The organism is Vibrio sp. SCSIO 43155 (assembly GCF_023716605.1).
GTDB lineage: Bacteria > Pseudomonadota > Gammaproteobacteria > Enterobacterales > Vibrionaceae > Vibrio > Vibrio harveyi.
Window position 1 is genome coordinate 2,697,213 of the sequence record NZ_CP071852.1, and the last position, 18,174, is coordinate 2,715,386.

The 18,174-nt window shown below is 45.2% G+C and carries 18 protein-coding genes; 12 read left to right on the forward strand and 6 right to left on the reverse strand.

The genetic code is table 11. The annotated features are described in order from the left end of the window. The first annotated feature begins 45 nt into the window (after positions 1 to 45). The 6 genes from J4N44_RS12900 to J4N44_RS12925 all read left to right on the forward strand — a co-directional run bounded on the left by J4N44_RS12900 (position 46) and on the right by J4N44_RS12925 (position 6,127). Positions 46 to 1,035 (forward strand): ketoacyl-ACP synthase III, encoded by a 990-nt coding sequence (locus J4N44_RS12900; RefSeq protein ID WP_252044519.1) that lies wholly within the window; start codon positions 46 to 48, stop codon positions 1,033 to 1,035. After that, entirely contained in the window at positions 1,032 to 2,018 is a 987-nt protein-coding gene (locus J4N44_RS12905; RefSeq protein ID WP_101904550.1) for an NAD-dependent epimerase/dehydratase family protein, read from the forward strand. The genes J4N44_RS12900 and J4N44_RS12905 overlap by 4 nt, the downstream gene beginning before the upstream one ends. After that, complete coding sequence (locus tag J4N44_RS12910) at positions 1,987 to 2,850, forward strand: MBL fold metallo-hydrolase (RefSeq protein ID WP_009698648.1); 864 nt, start codon at positions 1,987 to 1,989, stop codon at positions 2,848 to 2,850. The genes J4N44_RS12905 and J4N44_RS12910 overlap by 32 nt, the downstream gene beginning before the upstream one ends. Next, positions 2,838 to 4,106, forward strand: coding sequence for a F390 synthetase-related protein (locus tag J4N44_RS12915; RefSeq protein WP_029790436.1), 1,269 nt, complete (start codon positions 2,838 to 2,840; stop codon positions 4,104 to 4,106). Before J4N44_RS12910 ends, J4N44_RS12915 begins: the two co-directional genes overlap by 13 nt. After that, positions 4,094 to 5,206 carry an ATP-grasp domain-containing protein gene (locus tag J4N44_RS12920; protein ID WP_239923269.1) on the forward strand — a complete coding sequence of 371 codons (1,113 nt, stop codon included), beginning with the start codon at positions 4,094 to 4,096 and terminating at the stop codon, positions 5,204 to 5,206. The genes J4N44_RS12915 and J4N44_RS12920 overlap by 13 nt, the downstream gene beginning before the upstream one ends. A 195-nt stretch (positions 5,207 to 5,401) precedes the next feature. Continuing rightward, positions 5,402 to 6,127: a MipA/OmpV family protein gene (locus tag J4N44_RS12925; protein ID WP_009698651.1), complete on the forward strand. Its 726-nt coding sequence runs from the start codon at positions 5,402 to 5,404 to the stop codon at positions 6,125 to 6,127. 56 nt (positions 6,128 to 6,183) lie between these two features. Here the strand turns inward: J4N44_RS12925 and J4N44_RS12930 are convergent, their stop codons facing one another. From J4N44_RS12930 to J4N44_RS12940, 3 genes are all read right to left on the reverse strand, one after another. Then, entirely contained in the window at positions 6,184 to 7,770 is a 1,587-nt protein-coding gene (locus tag J4N44_RS12930; protein ID WP_005446209.1) for an AbgT family transporter, read from the reverse strand. 228 nt (positions 7,771 to 7,998) lie between these two features. After that, positions 7,999 to 8,124 (reverse strand): type B 50S ribosomal protein L36, encoded by a 126-nt coding sequence (gene ykgO, locus J4N44_RS12935; protein WP_004744821.1) that lies wholly within the window; start codon positions 8,122 to 8,124, stop codon positions 7,999 to 8,001. Positions 8,125 to 8,127: 3 nt separating this feature from the next. After that, positions 8,128 to 8,388: a type B 50S ribosomal protein L31 gene (locus J4N44_RS12940; RefSeq protein ID WP_005446212.1), complete on the reverse strand. Its 261-nt coding sequence runs from the start codon at positions 8,386 to 8,388 to the stop codon at positions 8,128 to 8,130. 122 nt (positions 8,389 to 8,510) lie between these two features. Between J4N44_RS12940 and tsaA the strand changes: the two genes are divergently transcribed. The 5 genes from tsaA to J4N44_RS12965 all read left to right on the forward strand — a co-directional run bounded on the left by tsaA (position 8,511) and on the right by J4N44_RS12965 (position 12,384). Beyond that, a complete protein-coding gene (gene tsaA / locus J4N44_RS12945) occupies positions 8,511 to 9,206 on the forward strand; it encodes a tRNA (N6-threonylcarbamoyladenosine(37)-N6)-methyltransferase TrmO (protein WP_252044520.1) in 696 nt (231 codons plus the stop codon). Positions 9,207 to 9,317: 111 nt separating this feature from the next. After that, complete coding sequence (locus tag J4N44_RS12950) at positions 9,318 to 11,033, forward strand: proline--tRNA ligase (RefSeq protein WP_252044521.1); 1,716 nt, start codon at positions 9,318 to 9,320, stop codon at positions 11,031 to 11,033. A 171-nt stretch (positions 11,034 to 11,204) separates the two neighbouring features. Continuing rightward, positions 11,205 to 11,873 carry a tellurite resistance TerB family protein gene (locus J4N44_RS12955; RefSeq protein ID WP_047512749.1) on the forward strand — a complete coding sequence of 223 codons (669 nt, stop codon included), beginning with the start codon at positions 11,205 to 11,207 and terminating at the stop codon, positions 11,871 to 11,873. Positions 11,874 to 11,986: 113 nt separating this feature from the next. After that, the gene (locus J4N44_RS12960) at positions 11,987 to 12,193 is read left to right on the forward strand and encodes a YaeP family protein (protein ID WP_005446221.1); all 207 of its coding nucleotides are present in this window, start codon (positions 11,987 to 11,989) and stop codon (positions 12,191 to 12,193) included. Continuing rightward, positions 12,193 to 12,384 carry a DUF4250 domain-containing protein gene (locus tag J4N44_RS12965; protein WP_009698654.1) on the forward strand — a complete coding sequence of 64 codons (192 nt, stop codon included), beginning with the start codon at positions 12,193 to 12,195 and terminating at the stop codon, positions 12,382 to 12,384. The genes J4N44_RS12960 and J4N44_RS12965 overlap by 1 nt, the downstream gene beginning before the upstream one ends. A 93-nt stretch (positions 12,385 to 12,477) precedes the next feature. Here the strand turns inward: J4N44_RS12965 and J4N44_RS12970 are convergent, their stop codons facing one another. Next, positions 12,478 to 13,842 (reverse strand): sodium-dependent transporter, encoded by a 1,365-nt coding sequence (locus tag J4N44_RS12970; protein ID WP_005446225.1) that lies wholly within the window; start codon positions 13,840 to 13,842, stop codon positions 12,478 to 12,480. 370 nt (positions 13,843 to 14,212) lie between these two features. Between J4N44_RS12970 and J4N44_RS12975 the strand changes: the two genes are divergently transcribed. Continuing rightward, positions 14,213 to 16,753, forward strand: coding sequence for an Ig-like domain-containing protein (locus J4N44_RS12975; RefSeq protein ID WP_252044522.1), 2,541 nt, complete (start codon positions 14,213 to 14,215; stop codon positions 16,751 to 16,753). Positions 16,754 to 16,830: 77 nt separating this feature from the next. Here the strand turns inward: J4N44_RS12975 and J4N44_RS12980 are convergent, their stop codons facing one another. Together J4N44_RS12980 and J4N44_RS12985 are read right to left on the reverse strand one after the other, a co-directional pair. Beyond that, positions 16,831 to 17,574, reverse strand: a complete 744-nt coding sequence (locus tag J4N44_RS12980; protein ID WP_026000226.1) for a YggN family protein — start codon at positions 17,572 to 17,574, stop codon at positions 16,831 to 16,833. Between the two features lie 60 nt (positions 17,575 to 17,634). Continuing rightward, entirely contained in the window at positions 17,635 to 18,114 is a 480-nt protein-coding gene (locus J4N44_RS12985; protein ID WP_252044523.1) for a GreA/GreB family elongation factor, read from the reverse strand. Positions 18,115 to 18,174 lie beyond the last annotated feature (60 nt).

Sequence of the window (18,174 nt, forward strand, 5' to 3'; positions counted from 1 at the left end):
CTTAAATTATTTTGAACGGCGTTTTTAATAACTTTGTAGAAAATAATGGGCTTTAATATCCTTTCCAGTGGAAGCTATCTGCCAGTCAATCAATGGTCAGATCGGGAGATGGATCACTTCCTAAAATTACCCTCAGGGACTTGTCGAAACAAATTTGATGTTGAATATCGTCATGTAGCCAGCACGAAAGAAACCGCTGTATATATGGCAATGCAAGCGATAATGCAATGTCTCGGCAACACACACTCGCTAAGTTCTGTTGACCTCCTTATTTATGCCAGTGGCACACATCATCAGGCTTTACCTTATGATGCTTCAGCAGTTTTAGCTGCATTAGACGCCCCGACATCGCTAGAAAGTTTTGATTTAAACAGTACCTGTTTGTCTTTTCTCTCAGCTCTCAATCTTGCTCAGAACCTTTTCATAGCAAAACGCTACCAACGTATTATTATTGTCACCAGTGAGCTTGCTACGGGCATCACACTGAATCGCAGCTTCACACTCAAACCTGAAGTTGCAACCTTATTTGCCGATGGTGCAGCAGCGTTTTTACTAGAGCAAACAGAGAATGAAGGGCTGATCACAAGCCACTTTGAAACGCATCACGCTGGGTATTCATTCTGTCAAATTAAGGGGGGAGGCAGTCATATCAACCCGCATACTTCAGAGCATCAAGCCTATTTGAAAAACTGCCAATTTGAGATGGAAGGCAAAGCACTGTTTAAGCATGTGCGCAAAACTTTGCCAGCGTTTCTTGAAAAAGGCTTTAGCTCCTCTCCAGTCACTCTTCGCGATATTGACTACTTTCTTCCACACCAAGCGAGTGCTCACGGTTTAAAGAAGTTACCCTCACTTGTCGGTTTACCAAAAGAGAAAACCGTTAATCACTTTTCTACTTTGGGTAACCAAGTCGCTGCGTCACTGCCGATAAATTTGCACTGGCTACGCAACCAACCAGGCACACAAGGGAAACATGTGTTATTGGCGGGCACTGCTGCTGGGCTCTCGTTGGGGATGGGCGTACTTAAATTATGAGAATATTAGTCACAGGTGGCAGTGGTATGCTGGGTAGTGCGATTCTACGAATGTTTCACCAGCAACATGAACTGCACTTTACTGCGCGAAATACTGTCATCGCAAAACAACTCACAGACCAATTCAATGTCACACCGCATTTAATCAATTTAGAGGATAAATCAGCGGTTCATGAAGTATGCCAAGGTATGGATGGGATCATCCATTGCGCTGCACTCTCAAGCCCTTGGGGTAAGTGGGAAGCATTTTATCAATCCAATGTAGATGCCACAAAAAACCTTATCTGCGCAGCGAATGCACATCAGGTACCACGTTTTATCCATATCTCCTCCACCAGCGTCTATTTTGACCACAAAGACAGGTGGAACATCCGAGAAACAGACGATATTGCTTCGCGTTGGTGTAATGATTACGCGCACACTAAATACTTATCTGAACTTGAAGCCATACAAGGGCACAGCAAAACGATCATTTTAAGACCTCGTGGTATTTTCGGTCCGAACGATCGCGCGATTATCCCAAGGGTACTTAAAGCGATAAAAAACGACACACTACTTCTGCCATCCGGGCGAAATCCAGTTGTTGATCTGACTTATGTCGATAATGTTGCCCATGCTGCCATGCTTGCTTGTACTCAAGCGGAACAACTTCAACATGGTGACATCTTCAATATATCCAATAATGAGCCAATGCCGATTGAGACCGTGCTAAGAGCTTTATGTGAAGCATTGGACATAAACGTTAAATTAACATCACTCCCATACCGCTTTGTGTTGCCGTTATTAAAACTCAGTGAGCAAATACGGATGCGCTTACCACACCAACCGGAGCCAAAGCTCACTTCATACAGCGCAGGGCTATTTAACTATCACCAAACTCTAGATATCAGTAAGGCGCAACAAAAGCTGAATTACCAACCACTTTTTTCAGTTCAAGAAGGAATCCAACAGTATGCAGACTGGTCTAAAAATAAAAATCTTTGAGGCTGGGCACTGCGTACACCCTGGTTTTGTCGTCAAGCCCGGCTCTGGGTTAAAACCAAGATCGTTTCCAGCGGCTGTCGCGTTAATTCAACACCCAACTCAAGGTAACATTCTGTTTGACACGGGGTATCACGAACATTTTTTCCGTGCCACTCGCCCCTTCCCTGAACGCTTTTATGCTTGGACAACGCCATGCCACTATCAAAAAGAGCACGGAATTGTGGCTCAGTTAGCAAAAGAGAAAATCGGACCTCATGAGATTGAACACTTGGTTCTTTCTCATTTCCATGCCGATCACATCGCTGCCGTGTCTGAGTTTGCGCACTCTCAACTACATTGCCAACAAAAAGGAGTGGACGCCCTAACTAAGAGTGGTCGAGTGGGAGGCGTAAGAAAAGGATACCTAAAAGCGCTACTCCCTCAACAACTCGAATCCAACTTGGTCATGCACCGTGATTTTTCCATACCAATTGGTGAAATCCTTCCCCATTGCCAAGGCGTTGATCTGCTTTGTAAAGATATGTTCAACGACGGCTTAATTTATATGGTGAGTTTACCCGGGCATGCTGCTGGTCAAGTAGGGCTTTTAGCGAAGAGAGAACAAGGTTGGCTGTTCTTATTAGCAGATGCCTGTTGGTTAATCGAGAGCTTGAGTGAAAACATCGATCAACATTGGCTCGCGAACATGCTTTGCGATGATACCCAAGCTTACAAACAAACACTCTCTGAGTTGAGAAATTGCTACCAGAATACCCATCACTTTGTGCGCTTTGTGCCTTCTCATTGCCAAGCGACAATCCAGCAGTTAATTACAGAAGGATGGATAGTGTGAGAACTTTTCTCTCTGAGTTTTGGCGTACACGCTACCGCCCTTTTAGCTCAAGAACACATGTTGAAAAGTGGCAACAAAAACAGATAACACAACATCTGGATTGGGTGTGTCGTCATTCTCCTTATTATCATTCATTTCAAGGAGCGTCACTCTGTGATTTCCCAATCATGAATAAGCAAACCATGATGGAAAATCTTTCTGAGTTAAACACAAAAGGTTTGGATGCAAACTCATTAATGCAACAGGCGTTAGAGGCAGAACAATCACGTAATTTCGCAGCTTCAAAAGTTGGCAATGTAACTGTTGGATTGTCTTCGGGCACCTCTGGTATGCGTGGATTGTTCCTCGCGGATAAACAAGAAACGCAACTCTGGGCAGGCAACATTTTGGGTCGCCTCTTACCCGGCTTGTGGGGAAAACATCGAATTGCTCTTGCCCTGCGAGCCAACAGCCCGTTGTATAAATCCGTAGCAAAAGGTCCCGTTACGTTCTTTTATGCTGATTTAAACAAACCTTACCAAGAGTGGATAAAGGAACTAGATGAGTTTCAACCCACGCTTTTGGTTGGTAGCGCTCAAGCCCTTCAACTCTGTGCTCAATTCAGTGGTCAATTTGGTCAGCCAGCGATCCAGCCAAAGCGGATCATTTCTGGAGCAGAGGTGCTAACCGAGAGCGACCGTCACTATATTTCTCAAAAATTCGATAGTGAATTGCATGAAGTCTATCAATGTACTGAAGGTTTTCTTGCGTGCACGGACCAACAAGGACAAATGCGATGGAATCAAGATATTGTCTATATTGAAAAACATTGGCTAAACGCTGAACGCACTCATTACAGCCCTATAATCACTGATTTTCGTCGCAAAACTCAGCCAATTATTCGCTACCAACTTGACGATATCATTGAGAGCAAACAGGACGACGGCGTATTTGAACCACTCGGAGCGATTGCTGGGCGATGTGGCGACTGCCTAACATTGAACGCAAGCCAAGTACCAGTGTCGGTGCTGCCTGATCTTATTTACCGATCCATCACTTTAGAAATTCAGGATCGTGTCGATTACCGAATCACCCAAACCGGAGCGCAGGCTATTCAAATCGAGGCGGATGTTTACCACCACCCAAGCATTTATCGAGCCCTAGTAAAACTGTTTGATCAACTAAAGCTTGATCCAGTCACATTCAATTATCGCCCCGCTCCGATTTGGACTCCGATGAACAAACAACGACGAGTGGTGAATACATGCGGATTTTAATCACTGGCGCCCGAGCCCCCGTCGCATTAGAGTGGGCAGCAATGTGTATGAACCATGGACACGATGTCGTTCTCACTGATTCATTAGCACAACCTCTGGGGGCGTTTTTACGAGGCATTGAGCATTACGTAAAAACGGCTTCACCTCGATTTTCGTTTCCTACTTACCAGCAACAGATCCTCAATTTACTAACTCAGCAGCGCATTGATATGGTGATACCGACTTGTGAAGAAGTGTACTATTTGGCACACATCGCCCAACAGTGTCCGAGAGTCCATTTTTTTCTACCCAATTCGACATTACTGCGCTCACTGCACAACAAGTTTACCGTCTTTGACCAACTTCGAGATTTACCCAAGATTTCCCTACCTAAAACTCGTTTGGTTACCGATAAACATGACATTGAGATTGATGCTGGCTCAGTACTCAAACCAGTTTACTCTCGATTCGGCGGTGAAGTGATACGAGATATTACCCGTCAGTCTATTTCCACTCTCACGATGTCGACTCAACACCCTTGGGTACAGCAAGAAAAAATCCACGGAGCACCTATTTGCAACTACGCGATTTTTGAACATGGTCAAATGAGAGCGCACCAAGCTTATTTACCCAAAAACTGCGTAAATGGCTCTGCCGCTAGTGCATTTCAACCAGTATTTGATGATCGATTAGATGCATTTATGACTGCTTTTGGACACCGGCATCGCTACCATGGTCAAGTTTCATTTGATTTTATCCAGACAAACAATGAGCTATATATAATCGAGTGCAACCCAAGAGCCACTAGTGGTTTACACCTGCTCTCACCGCAATGTATTCAATTGTTTCCCGAACTTGCGTTCTCTTTTCCTACAAAACCGCAGTTACACCATTTAGGTGCGGTTTCGCTTATCGCACAAGGCTTATTATCTCTCTTCAAAACAAATACTTGGCAGGATTGGCTATCTGGCGTCAACGTAATGCAGCAACACAACTTACCAATCAGGAGCCAAATGTTGAGCGTTTTTGAACTGCTTCAATTAGCAAGGAAGAACAAAGTGAAATTGGCTGCGGCTTCGACTGTTGATATAGAGTGGAATGGTGAAGAATTGCCTTCATAATGCCTTTCCATCAAAACAGGTTATCAAGTGAGGAAATGGTCTCGCCAGTTCAAACGAAGAAGTGAGGCACGCTCTTCAGTTGACTCCTTATCAAACGTCAAGCAACACCTACTTCTCCGTTGTAATAATTCACCAATGAAATATAAATCCGAAAACTCCGTTCTCTGTAGTTATAACAAGAATGGAGTTTTATTTATGAATGCACGGATCGTCCTTCCCCTATCATTACTTTTTGTCTCTGCCACTTCACTTGCCAATCAAGAATCTTTTGGCATTGTGGGAGGCAGCGTTACCTATGGCGAAAACGTCTTTTCCGTCAAAGACAAGCCTCAGTTTGGTGCCACCCCTAACTTGTTCTATTCCGGTCCTATCGGTTTTGTCGATGGTAGCTTAGCAAACTGGCAAGCGTTACCTTATGTGGGGCTATCAGCAAACTGGCGCTTCGCGGAAGTCTCCGATACGTTTGCCGATCTGCCAAACGGTATTGACGATCGTGATGGGAATGGTGAACTTGGTATTACTTTAGGCACTGTTGGCGCGAGATTGACTTATCTGCATGATGTCACCTCAGAACATAATGGCTACGAAGTTCAACTGCATCTCGGTCGGACGCTAGAAACTTGGTTACCACCGTTTACCCTCACCCCCTTTCTAGAAGTCGATTACCGAGATAAAAAACTCTCTAACCATCTGTACAGTGTTTCAGCACAAGAAGCGGCAGCATCAGGACTAAAAGAATTTAAGGCCGATTCTACTTTTGTTTATCAAGCCGGAGTTATTGGTTTGTATGAGTTCACACCATCTTGGATAGGCATTACAAAGGCTGAATTCATTCATCATGATAGTGAGAGTCCTTTGATTCAGCGTGATGTCGGTTGGTCATTTGAAGTCGGGCTGACGTATCGTTTTGCAGGGCTATAAGTAGACAAAAGCCTGCGATAAACGCAGGCTTTGATTGAGCTGAGTGAAGCTCCTAGTTAAGGCGTGTAGTACGTTGCCGCACCTGGACCTACTGGTAGACCGAATACGAATACCCATAGGTAGAATAGAACGCTCCAGCCAACAATGAAGACAATTGAGTAAGGTAGCATGGTAGCAATCAGCGTACCGATACCTAAGTTCTTCATGTAGCGTGTTGCTACCGCAAGGATAAGACCGAAGTAGCTCATCATCGGTGTAATGATGTTCGTTGTTGAGTCACCAATACGGTAAGCCGCTTGAATAGTTTCAGGTGCGTAGCCCACCAGCATCAACATAGGTACGAAGATTGGCGCTGTTACTGCCCACTGTGCTGATGCCGAACCAATCATCAAGTTGATGAAGCCACACATTAGGATGAAGGCGAAGAACAACATTGGACCAGTTAGACCAATTTCCTGCAGGAAGCTTGCGCCCGCAACCGCAAATACCTGACCAAAGTTTGTCCACTTGAAGAAAGCAACAAATTGAGCGGCGAAGAATACCAAAACAATGTACATACCCATTGAAGACATTGACTTCGACATTGCATCAATCACATCGCGATCATTTTTCATGGTGCCTACAACGCGACCATAAACAAAGCCTGGTACTGCAAAGAAAACAAAGATAAACGCAACAATACTCTTTAGGAATGGAGAGCCCGCAACCGTACCTGCATCAGAACGCAGAACACCATCAGCCGGAACGATAGTCCATGCCAGTAGTGCAGAAACGACCAGTACTGCGATACCCGCCAGCTTAAGACCTTTCTTCTCTACGTCAGTCAAACCACCCATTTTATCTTGAGATAGGTCTTCTGCCGCTTCTTCATCATTGTATTTGCCAAGTTTTGGCTCAACGATTTTTTCAGTTACAAATGCGCCTGTAATCGCGATGAAGAAGGTAGAAACAAACATGAAGTACCAGTTTACTTCTGGACCAACGGTGTAAGTTGGGTCAATCATCTGCGCTGCTGTTTCAGTAATACCAGACAACAGAGGGTCAACCGTACCGATAAGTAGGTTGGCAGAATAGCCGCCAGATACACCAGCAAACGCAGCGGCTAGACCAGCAAGTGGATGACGACCTAAAGAGTGGAACAGCATCGCCGCTAGCGGAATCAGTACCACGTAGCCAAGCTCAGAAGCCGTGTTTGAAATGATACCAGCGAAAACAACCGTTACTGTAACCATGCGCTGAGATGCGCCCATTACAAGACCGCGCATTGCAGCAGAAAGTAGGCCAGAATGTTCTGCAATGGCAACACCAAGCATCGCAACCAGTACGGTACCTAACGGTGCGAAGCCTACGAAGTTTTTCACTAGGTTAGTTACAATCAGTTGTAAACCTTCAGCATTTAGCAAACTTACAACTTGGATCATGCCATCTGCAGCGCGACCCGGAGCACCTTCAGGGCGAGGATCAACAACGGAAACTTCAAAGTAACCAGCAATGCCGGACATAACTAGGATTGCAAGACAGAAAATGGCGAAAAGTGTGATTGGGTGGGGTAATAGGTTCCCCAAATATTCAACTGTATCTAAGAAGCGCGTAAATAGTGGCTTCTTTGGCGAGTTTTGTTTCATTGAAGCAGATGAACTCATCTGTTCCCTCCTTGTATTTATTCCTGCGCGTTTGTGACAAAAATGTCACAAAGCTTGCGCAGGGTACTCGACACAAGGGTTAAGTGAAAGTTCAAAACGTTACAGAATGTAACGAATAGTCGAACTTATGACCTATAATCGACAAAAATATAGTTATATCACCCACATATAGATCATAAATCAGAATTATAACTCATCGCATTCCATAAATTACCACCATATTTATGGTTATTTCTGCACCGCCTTAAAACGTGGATTCGTTTTGCAAATCACGTATAAACGCCCTCTTCTTTTGACGATTTGACAATCAGGATGGCGGTTTTTTGCACTCTTTAATGACTTAACGACTTTCATCTCTTAATCCTTATCTTTGCCAAATTGCCCAAAACGACGATTGAAGTTCGCAATACGACCTTCTGCTTGTACTACACGTTGCTTCCCGGTATAGAACGGATGAGACGCAGACGATACATCGAGTGTGAAATATGGGTAAGTTTTGCCATCTTTCCATTCAATCGTTCGGTCGGTTTGCAACGTTGAACCCACAACAAAATATTCATCTACGCTAGTATCATGAAATACCACAGGTCGATATTCAGGATGGATACCTGGTTTCATATAACTTGTCCTTTTAATTAACTGCTATGTTATAACATTTTAATTAATAATCATTCTCAACAAGAAAAGCAAGCAAAATTTGTGATACTTTGCTCTTTAAACCCCAGTTAAAGATCCTACTCATGTATTCCATTGAGCCGATTGGCATTATCGAAAGCCCTTATAAAGAGAAATTCGCCGTTCCTCGCCAGCCTCGTTTGGTACCCGCAGCACGCTCGCGCGTTAAACTACAAGGTGCGGCAAATAGCCCCGAAGCCGTGCGTGGATTAGAGCAATTTTCTCACGTATGGTTACTGTTTTTGTTTGATCAGAATTTAGAAGCAGGATGGAAGCCGACGGTACGTCCCCCTCGTTTGGGCGGAAACGAACGTATTGGCGTGTTTGCTTCACGTTCTACCTTCAGACCCAACGGTATCGGCATGTCCGCAGTGGAAGTCAAAGGCATCAATAAGAAAGGCGATCAGGTCTATTTAGATCTTGGTAACGTAGACCTAGTCGATGGCACACCAATTATCGATATTAAGCCATATATCCCTTACTCGGATTCGATTACAGAAGCACAGGGGGGTTACGCAGAAGAAGAGCCCGAAACATCTCAGGTAGACTTCTCTTCCATTGCACTGGAAACACTCGAAAAGCGTAACGATACTGGTTATGTGAAAACAGTTCTCGAGCAAGTTCTGGCACAAGATCCTCGTCCGGCTTACAAGAAAAACAAGCCTGACAGCAAGGAATATGCGGTAAATTTGTTCGATTTAAACGTCAAGTTCACGGTTAGCGATAACTTAATAACAGTTACTGCGATTGAAAGCTTTTGACAAAGGCATTTGGCTGATATTATAGGCGGCTAACAATTTTCCCCTCGTGGGACCTTCATACTCCTGCCCATTCTGGCTTGAGTATCTAACTTTAATAAACGGATAAATTTAATGCGTACCAGTAATTATCTTCTTTCTACTCTGAAGGAGACTCCAAACGACGCAGAAGTAGTGAGCCACCAGCTCATGCTACGCGCGGGTATGATCCGTAAGCTGGCTTCAGGTCTTTACACCTGGCTGCCTACTGGTCTACGTGTGCTGCGTAAAGTCGAAAACATCGTTCGTCAAGAAATCGACAATGCAGGTGCAGTCGAAACTTTGATGCCCGTTGTTCAGCCGTTTGAACTATGGGAAGAGACAGGTCGTTCTGAGAAGATGGGTCCTGAGCTACTTCGCTTTACTGACCGTCATACTCGTCCGTTTGTTCTTAGCCCTACAGCTGAAGAAGTGATCACTAGCCTTGTGCGTAACGAAGTGAGCTCTTACAAACAGCTTCCGCTAAACCTGTACCAAATCCAGACTAAATTCCGTGATGAACGTCGTCCACGTTTCGGCGTAATGCGTGCACGTGAATTCTGCATGATGGATGCATACAGCTTCGACATCGACAAAGAAGGTCTAGAGAAATCTTACCAAGCGATGCACGATGCTTACTGTAAAGCATTCGATCGCATGGGTCTTGAGTACCGTCCAGTACTTGCTGACTCTGGCGCTATCGGTGGTAGCGGCTCTCAAGAGTTCCACGTACTTGCTGAAAGCGGCGAAGACCTAATCGCATTCTCTACTGAGTCTGATTACGCAGCGAACATTGAAAAAGCAGAAGCAGCAGCGCCTGCGGGTGATCGCGCAGAGCCAACTCAAGAGATGACACTGGTTGATACACCAAACGCGAAAACAATCGCGGAACTTGTAGAGCAGCACGGTCTACCAATCGAGAAGACGGTTAAAACTCTATTCGTGAAAGCGTCTGACGAAGTTGATGCTGACATCATCGCTCTTATCGTTCGTGGTGACCACGAGCTAAACGAAGTGAAAGCAGAAAACCTACCTCAAGTTGCTTCTCCACTAGAGATGGCATCAGAAGAGGAAATGCGTGCACTTATCGGTGCTGGCGCTGGTTCTCTAGGCCCTGTAGGTCTTAAGCTGCCATTCATCGTTGACCGCTCTGTTGCTGTAATGAGCGACTTCGGCGCGGGTGCAAACATCGACGGCAAACACTACTTCGGTATCAACTGGGATCGTGACGTTGAACTAGGTCAAGTTGAAGATCTGCGTAACGTAGTAGAAGGCGATCCAAGCCCATGTGGTCAAGGTACGCTAATGCTTAAGCGTGGTATCGAAGTTGGTCACATCTTCCAACTAGGTAATGTTTATTCAGAAGCAATGAACTGTGGTGTTCTTGGTCCTGACGGTAAAAACGTAATCCTAGAAATGGGTTGCTATGGTATCGGTGTTTCACGTGTTGTTGCTTCTGCAATTGAGCAAAACCACGACAAATACGGCATCATTTGGCCAGACGCACTAGCGCCTTTCCAAGTAGCTATCGTTCCTATGAACATGCACAAGTCTGAAGAAGTGAAAGAAGCGGCTGAGAAGCTATACGCTGAACTGACGGCTATGGGTATCGAAGTACTATTCGATGACCGTAAAGAGCGCCCAGGCGTAATGTTCTCTGATATGGAACTTATCGGTATTCCTCACACTATCGTGATCGGCGATCGTTCAATGAAAGAAGGCAACTTCGAGTATAAGAACCGCCGCACTGGTGAGAAAACCGCAGTTGCAATGGCAGACATCGTTGAGCACGTTAAAGCTCAACTTCAATAAGCTGCACTAAGCACATTGTACTGAATACATAGCGATGAAAAGGGTTGGCTTCGGTCAGCCCTTTTTTACGTCTGTTTTTATGGGTATAGACCCTCTCTGATATTTGCGTTGTTAATCTTTGGTTCAGATTCATCACCTTACACTGGATTTAATCTAGTAAGGAGGTCACTCATGGATCTAAAAAGTCTTCTTAACCAAGCGCTCAAATCAGACCTACTCAAGCAAGGCGCCGATGCTCTTGGTAAACAAACTAACAATATCAAATCTTCATCGAGCTCTAACCAACTGAAAACACTTGGTGCGGGCGCAATTGGTGGCGGTCTTATCGGCATGCTAATGGGCTCTAAGAAAAGCAAAAAGATGGCGAAGAAAGTGGGCACTGGAGCTCTAAAAGTCGGTGGCGCAGCGGCGTTAGGTGCTCTGGCTTACAAAGTCTACAACGATTGGCAAGCGAAGCAGGATACGCAAGGCGTCAACGAAACCTTCGATCCTGATGACAACAAACACGCGAAACTGATCCTTAAAGCCATGATTGGTGCAGCCAAAGCTGATGGTCATGTCGATGAACAAGAGATGGCTCGTATCGAACAAGCCCTGACAGAAATGGGCGCGGACGAACACGTAAGACAACTGGTTCATCAAGAACTTCACAAGCCTCTTGATCCTGCAGAAATTGCGCGCTTGGCAACATCACCGCAACAAGCATCAGAAATTTATCTCGCGTCATTGATTGTGGCAGATGAACAAAACTTTATGGAAAAAGCCTACTTACAAGAGCTTGCGAAGCAGCTCAATCTTTCTCCAGAAGTCACACTTCAATTGGAAGCACAATTACAGTGATGAATGTTTGCTCAAGTTGTCTGTGAATTTGAGCCAAAACAATTCTCTGCTTTGAGTTTCAAAACGGCTATGTGTATATTTGAGAGCAGTTATCATTTATTAAGGATTTAGCCATGCAAGTATACGGCTGTTGTGATTTGGTTCGTGAGCTTTACGCTCAAATTGGTAGTGGCGACCAAGCTTACGTTCCTCAAGCAATCTCATGTGCAGTAAGAGCACTAAATGATGTTGCTGCTGACGAGTCTTTACCAAAAGACGTTCGTGATAAAGCAGCATTTGCTGCAGCAAACCTACTGATCTCTGATTTCGAGGATAAGTAATGAATCTAACGAACTTCGAATCCATGGATCCAATCATGCTGATGAGCATCGTCAACATGAAGCTGCGTGATGACTTTGGTGGTGATCTGGATAAGTTGGTTGCATTCTTTGATATCGACCGAGCTGCACTTGAAGCAAAACTAGCTACGGCGGGCTTTGACTTTCTGCCTGACGCTGGCCAGTTCCGTTAATCGCTAACCAATACGGACAACGTAAGCAACGAATAGAAAAAAGGGCTTGATGCATTCATCAAGCCCTTTTCTTTTGTGCTTTGCGTAAGCTGATTAGCCGAACGAAGCCCAGATAACTGTCGCGACCAGAATCGGACAAACAAACTTCACGTATGCCGGCCACAGCTTACCGAACCAACCTTGAGTGAACTCCGGACAGCCTTGCTCAAGTTCTTTAATCTTCGAGTGACGGTTCCATACCCAACCACCAAATAAACAGAACAATAGCGCCGCCATAGGCTGTAAGTATTGCGTTGCGATAGTCGCAACCATGCCAAACAAAGCACCAAAGTTAAATACGATAACCACACTAAATAGCGCAATCAGACCACCTAAAACCCAACTCGTCGTGCTACGTTTGGTGTTAAATCGCTCACCCACCAATGCCACTGGGCATTCAAGCATCGAGATAGATGATGTCAGTGCCGCAATCGTCAGTAGTAAGAAGAAGACGATTGAGAACAGTTGACCAAGCAAACCTAAGCTATCAAACATCAATGGCAGAACAGTAAATACCAGCGTATCAGAACTCAATAGCGAACCATCTTCTGCGTAGATTTGAACGCCTTTTTGCATCGCAACGAACATCGCAGGCATCACCACGAGACCCGCAATAAAGGCAACCGCGGTGTCTACCATGGTTACGTTCATTGCCATCTTCGGTAGGTTCTCTTTCTTGCTTAAGTAAGAGCCGTAAATAAGCATCGAACAGCCACCAATGGTCAGAGAGAAGAAGCCCTGTCCCATTGCTGCAAGAATAAGCTTGCGATCCCATACTTTCTCGAAATCAGGCACTAGGTAGTGCTTCAAACCTTCCATCGCACCGTTTTGCGTCATGATGTAGATGAACAGCAGACCAAATAGAACAAACAGTGCAGGCATTAGTCGTGTAGACCATTTCTCAATGCCTTGCTTCACGCCGCCTTGTACGATCAAAATGGTTAATACATAAAATGTAATCGTACCAAACAAATTGCGCTCAACACTGAAGCCTTTCAACCATTGTGTTGCTGCCTCCATGCCCATAATGTCGGTAATAGCCCCCAACATAAAGCAAATCAACCAGCCGCCAACAATCGAGTAAAATGCCAAAACGGCACTTGGCACACTCAGACCAATCCAACCAACAAGACCACCAAGCTTTTTGCCTATTGGGTTGCCTGTTAGAGAGCGCATACTATCAACTGGGTTGGCTTGACCATGACGACCGATCGCCATTTCAACCACCAGCATTGGAAATGCAACGATAAGAATCATCACCAAGTAAACCAACAAGAAGGCACCACCGCCGTTACTTGCTGCTTGAGTAGGAAAACCCCAAATGTTACCTAGACCCACCGCAGCACCAGCTGCCGCTAAGATGAATCCAAGACGAGAGCCAAAATGCTCACGAGGCTGAGAAGAAGTTTGTTGTGTCATACCACTCACACAAAATACCAATGAACTAGCTGACTAGTACACTATAGCAATATCGTCTACTCAACAAGAGTGATTAGGTTAATTACTCGACAATCGGATCAATTAGCAGACATTCAGTTTGTAAATTTCCACGTACATCTCATATTCACCACGTATCCGTTTTTGTCCTTTTGATGAATTTATAAATCAGCGTGAAGTGAGCCGAAAAATAATGAGTCGGCTTGTAAAGCATGAATAGTTCAGCGTGATTTCGTGTTGAAAAGTGAAACATAACGCTTCGATTTTCTCTCCTGAGGTCTATTTATCAACTAGTTATCTAACTATATCTGTTCATGTTCTTGCGAACATCGAGTAACTCAAGGAGAGAAAAATGAAGTTCACTCTACTGCATGGTGCAGTGATAGCGACCCTTAGTGTTAGCTATCAAGCTCAAGCCTACAATTGCCAAACTTTACCTGTATGGGATAACACAACGGTTTATAACTCCGGTGACCAAGTGCAAACCAAAGGGGCTGCGTATGAAGCGGCGTACTGGACACAAGGTAATGATCCGGTAAACAATTCAGGTCCATGGGAGGCTTGGAAAGGTCTTGGTCAATGTGATGGTGGCAGTACAAACCTACCTCCTACGGTGTCCTTCTCTTCTCCCGCGAATAATGCGCAAATCCCAGAAGGCAGCGTGATCACCTTATTAGCCAATGCCGCAGATGAAGATGGTCAAGTCGCTCAAGTTGAATTTCTTGCCGGGAACCAAACCGTGGCTATTGTAACCCAATCCCCGTTTCAAGCTGACTGGACAGCATTGGAGGGGGTCTCTCAGTTAACGGCGATCGCAACCGACAATGAAGGTGCCGTAACCACAACCAATGTGTCTATCTTCGTTCAACCACAAACCGAACTACCACCGCCAGTCGTTTCTCTAACGAACCCAACAGGCACAGAAACACCAAGTGTAGGTGACACTATTTCGGTAACCGCCGATGCAGCAGACAGCGATGGTTTAGTCACCCAAGTTGAGTTCTTCATAAACAACCAATCGGTTGCCGTCGATACCACTGCACCGTACGAATACGTCTGGACTGCAGCAGTTGGAACTCATACCTTTAAAGCGCAAGCAACCGACGATTCAAACCTATCGACCATGAGTCAAGAAGTCTCACTCGTCGTCAGTGACTCCAACTCTGGTGGTTGTGCAGACGCCGTGCCTTATGTTTCCGGTAACCGCTATGAAGTCGCTACACTAGTCTCTAACCTCAACCAGAAATACCGCTGTGATGTTGCAGGTTGGTGTTCTTCTGATGCAGCCTGGGCTTATGAACCGGGTGAAGGTTTGTACTGGCAAGATGCGTGGACTGGCTTAGGAGCCTGCTCAACGCCGCCTCAAGTTGCTATTACCGCACCAAGTGAAGGTCAAGTCTTACTTGCTAGTAGCAATGTTGAGATCTCAGCAGATGCCAGTGATGCAGATGGTAACGTGAGTCAAGTTGAGTTCTTTGCTAATAGCACCAGCTTAGGCGTGGTCGCTCAAGCGCCATATTCCGTTTTATGGAATGCAACGCTAGTTGGCACAAATCAACTTAAAGCCGTTGCAACAGACAACGATAATAATATTTCCGAGTCTGTTGTTAACGTGACAGTGAGTGACCAAGACTTGGTGATTTCATTGACGTCACCGAGTGCAGGTCAAACCGTAGGTTTAGGTAAAAATCTCGTCCTAAGCGCGGATGCAACCTCATTAACCTCCGGCGTTAAACACGTCGATTTTATGGTGAACGGAGCAATTGTCGCAACAGACACGACGGCACCTTACTCGACGAACTGGACACCAGCCGCGATAGGCAACTTTACGGTAAGCGCTCAAGCCACCGACCTTTCAGGCACAACAGCACTCTCTGATGCAGCTTCAATTACCGTGGTCGAGAAAACCGAGAAACGCCACAAGTTGATTGGTTACTGGCACAACTTCGTGAACGGCGCAGGCTGCCCTATCCGCTTAGCTGATATGTCTGATGCATGGGATGTGATTGATATTGCCTTTGCAGAAAATGACCGCAACAGCGATGGTACCGTACATTTCAACTTGTACTCTGGAGACATCTATAGTGATTGTCCTGCATTAGATCCAACCCAGTTCAAACAAGACATGGCTGCATTGCAAGCCAAAGGTAAGAAGTTTGTTCTATCTCTTGGTGGCGCTGAAGGTACGATTACACTGAACACCGACCAAGATGAAGCAAACTTTGTATCGAGCCTGACCGCACTGATTGCCGAATGGGGCTTCGATGGTTTGGATGTAGATCTAGAAAGTGGTTCTAACCTACTGCATGGTTCGCAAATCCAAGCGCGTTTAGGCCGAGCTTTGTTGCAAATTGAACAGAACATGGGCGGCGATATGTACCTCACCATGGCACCAGAACACCCTTACGTGCAAGGTGGCTATGTGGCTTACAGCGGCATCTGGGGCGCATACATTCCAGTGATCAATGAGACACGCAGCACGCTCGACCTACTACACGTACAGTTGTACAACAATGGTGGTTTGCCAAACCCTTACTTACCAGGATCGGCACCAGAAGGCTCAGTGGATATGATGGTGGCGCAATCTAAGATGTTGATTGAAGGCTTTGAATTAGCAGATGGCACCATGTTTGAGCCACTGCGTGATGACCAAGTCGCGATTGGCTTGCCATCGGGACCGAGCTCAGCTAACTCTGGTCAAGCACCAACACAGAACATCCTTGATGCGTTAGATTGCTTAACCAAGGGCACTTCATGTGGCACAGTGAAACCAGCGTTCAACTACCCGAACTACGCTGGTGTGATGACATGGTCAATCAATTGGGATGAACACGATGGCTTTAACTTCTCAAAACCAGTGGGTGACAAGTTAACTCAAATGAATGCTGAATAACTCGAATAGATACTGAATAGTACCCATGTAAAAAGAGCGCCGATAATAGGCGCTCTTTGTTGTTTCTGCTTCGCAAATTAAATCGTGAAGACTTGATAGTCTTTTAGCTCTGGAATTTTCTTCAGCAGATCCTGTTCTTCACCAGCCATATCATCCAGTGATTCACACAAATCTTCCGCTTGTTTCTCTACGTCTTTCGAGTGCTCTGCTAGGCGTTCTTGTACCTTAGCTTGCAGTTCTGTCATGCTTTCAGACAGTGCAGTTAAATTCAAACCACCATCTTCTTTCATCTTGGCAGACAACGCATCAAAAGCGCTGGCTAGGAATTCTTTGTTGAAAATTTCTTGTGCCTTCTCGAAGTCCTTTGACCACGATTCTGTCATCGACTCAAAACTGTCAGCAGGCAGAATAAAATCACCATCTTTGTAGTAACGCGCTTCCACATCTGCGAAGAAGTCCTTTATCGCGACTTTAACATTATCAAACGAGTCTGGCGCATCAAGACTGACCGCAATGTCATCAATAATGTCGTTCGCTAATGCTAAGCCATCACTTGCCAGTTGTTTTGCTTGGGGAATATAAGCATTCATCTTCTCGCGGTAATTCTCGATTGCCGCTTTCTGATCATCATCAAGCTCAATCAGTTCGCCTTTAATGAACAGGTTATTGTCTTCATCGACAACCGCTTTTTCACCATTGGTATGTACGATTTCTAAGTTCTGACCATCCATACGAACTTCGTTGTTAATATCGACACGACACTGGGCTGCATAGCCACTGGCGCTGATGGTCAACAATGAGAGTGTGAGCAGTTTCTTCATTACTTTCTCTTTTTTCATGATTATTCCGCTTAACTATAACAACCAACTATGGATACGATGTCAGCAAATCGTCACGACTTCATAACAATTTGTTTTATCTCCAATTTTTACATCAATCTCTTCCCCTTCTTCTCTGCCAATCAAAGCACGACCAAGGGGAGATTTTGGAGTAAGTACAAATACCTCTTTGCCTTGCCATTTAACAGTCAGTCCACCAGAGCAAGGACCGATAAAAAAGGTTTTTTCAACATCGTTCTCGTCGACTAATTCCACATAAGCACCAACCGCGATACGAGCATTGACAAAGTCACGTAGGACAAGAGCACGGTACTGACGAAGCTCTTCTTCACTTTCTTGCACACGCATCGCTTGCCCGTGCGCCAGATACGAAGCTTCAAGTGCTAGGGTGTCGTACTTGTGCTCTGGCACTGTTTCTTCATCGGTCGCGGCGTCAATGGCTCTTTGTGTCGAGGCGTGAGCAACGTGCAATTTATCTTCAAGTTGTTGAATGATTATTTGGACTAAATCAGCTTTGTTCATACTTTTAGGGCGCGCGTTAGGCACTCAGGGTGTGTTAATGTAACCCAGTTTATCATCAAA

Coding starts and splice junctions, on each gene's coding strand:
- J4N44_RS12900 (WP_252044519.1), top strand. CDS start 46: ATGGGCTTTAATATCCTTTCCAGTGGAAGCTATCTGCCAGTCAATCAA.
- J4N44_RS12905 (WP_101904550.1), top strand. CDS start 1,032: ATGAGAATATTAGTCACAGGTGGCAGTGGTATGCTGGGTAGTGCGATT.
- J4N44_RS12910 (WP_009698648.1), top strand. CDS start 1,987: ATGCAGACTGGTCTAAAAATAAAAATCTTTGAGGCTGGGCACTGCGTA.
- J4N44_RS12915 (WP_029790436.1), top strand. CDS start 2,838: ATGGATAGTGTGAGAACTTTTCTCTCTGAGTTTTGGCGTACACGCTAC.
- J4N44_RS12920 (WP_239923269.1), top strand. CDS start 4,094: ATGCGGATTTTAATCACTGGCGCCCGAGCCCCCGTCGCATTAGAGTGG.
- J4N44_RS12925 (WP_009698651.1), top strand. CDS start 5,402: ATGAATGCACGGATCGTCCTTCCCCTATCATTACTTTTTGTCTCTGCC.
- J4N44_RS12930 (WP_005446209.1), bottom strand. CDS start 7,770: ATGAGTTCATCTGCTTCAATGAAACAAAACTCGCCAAAGAAGCCACTA.
- ykgO (WP_004744821.1), bottom strand. CDS start 8,124: ATGAAAGTCGTTAAGTCATTAAAGAGTGCAAAAAACCGCCATCCTGAT.
- J4N44_RS12940 (WP_005446212.1), bottom strand. CDS start 8,388: ATGAAACCAGGTATCCATCCTGAATATCGACCTGTGGTATTTCATGAT.
- tsaA (WP_252044520.1), top strand. CDS start 8,511: ATGTATTCCATTGAGCCGATTGGCATTATCGAAAGCCCTTATAAAGAG.
- J4N44_RS12950 (WP_252044521.1), top strand. CDS start 9,318: ATGCGTACCAGTAATTATCTTCTTTCTACTCTGAAGGAGACTCCAAAC.
- J4N44_RS12955 (WP_047512749.1), top strand. CDS start 11,205: ATGGATCTAAAAAGTCTTCTTAACCAAGCGCTCAAATCAGACCTACTC.
- J4N44_RS12960 (WP_005446221.1), top strand. CDS start 11,987: ATGCAAGTATACGGCTGTTGTGATTTGGTTCGTGAGCTTTACGCTCAA.
- J4N44_RS12965 (WP_009698654.1), top strand. CDS start 12,193: ATGAATCTAACGAACTTCGAATCCATGGATCCAATCATGCTGATGAGC.
- J4N44_RS12970 (WP_005446225.1), bottom strand. CDS start 13,842: ATGACACAACAAACTTCTTCTCAGCCTCGTGAGCATTTTGGCTCTCGT.
- J4N44_RS12975 (WP_252044522.1), top strand. CDS start 14,213: ATGAAGTTCACTCTACTGCATGGTGCAGTGATAGCGACCCTTAGTGTT.
- J4N44_RS12980 (WP_026000226.1), bottom strand. CDS start 17,574: ATGAAGAAACTGCTCACACTCTCATTGTTGACCATCAGCGCCAGTGGC.
- J4N44_RS12985 (WP_252044523.1), bottom strand. CDS start 18,114: ATGAACAAAGCTGATTTAGTCCAAATAATCATTCAACAACTTGAAGAT.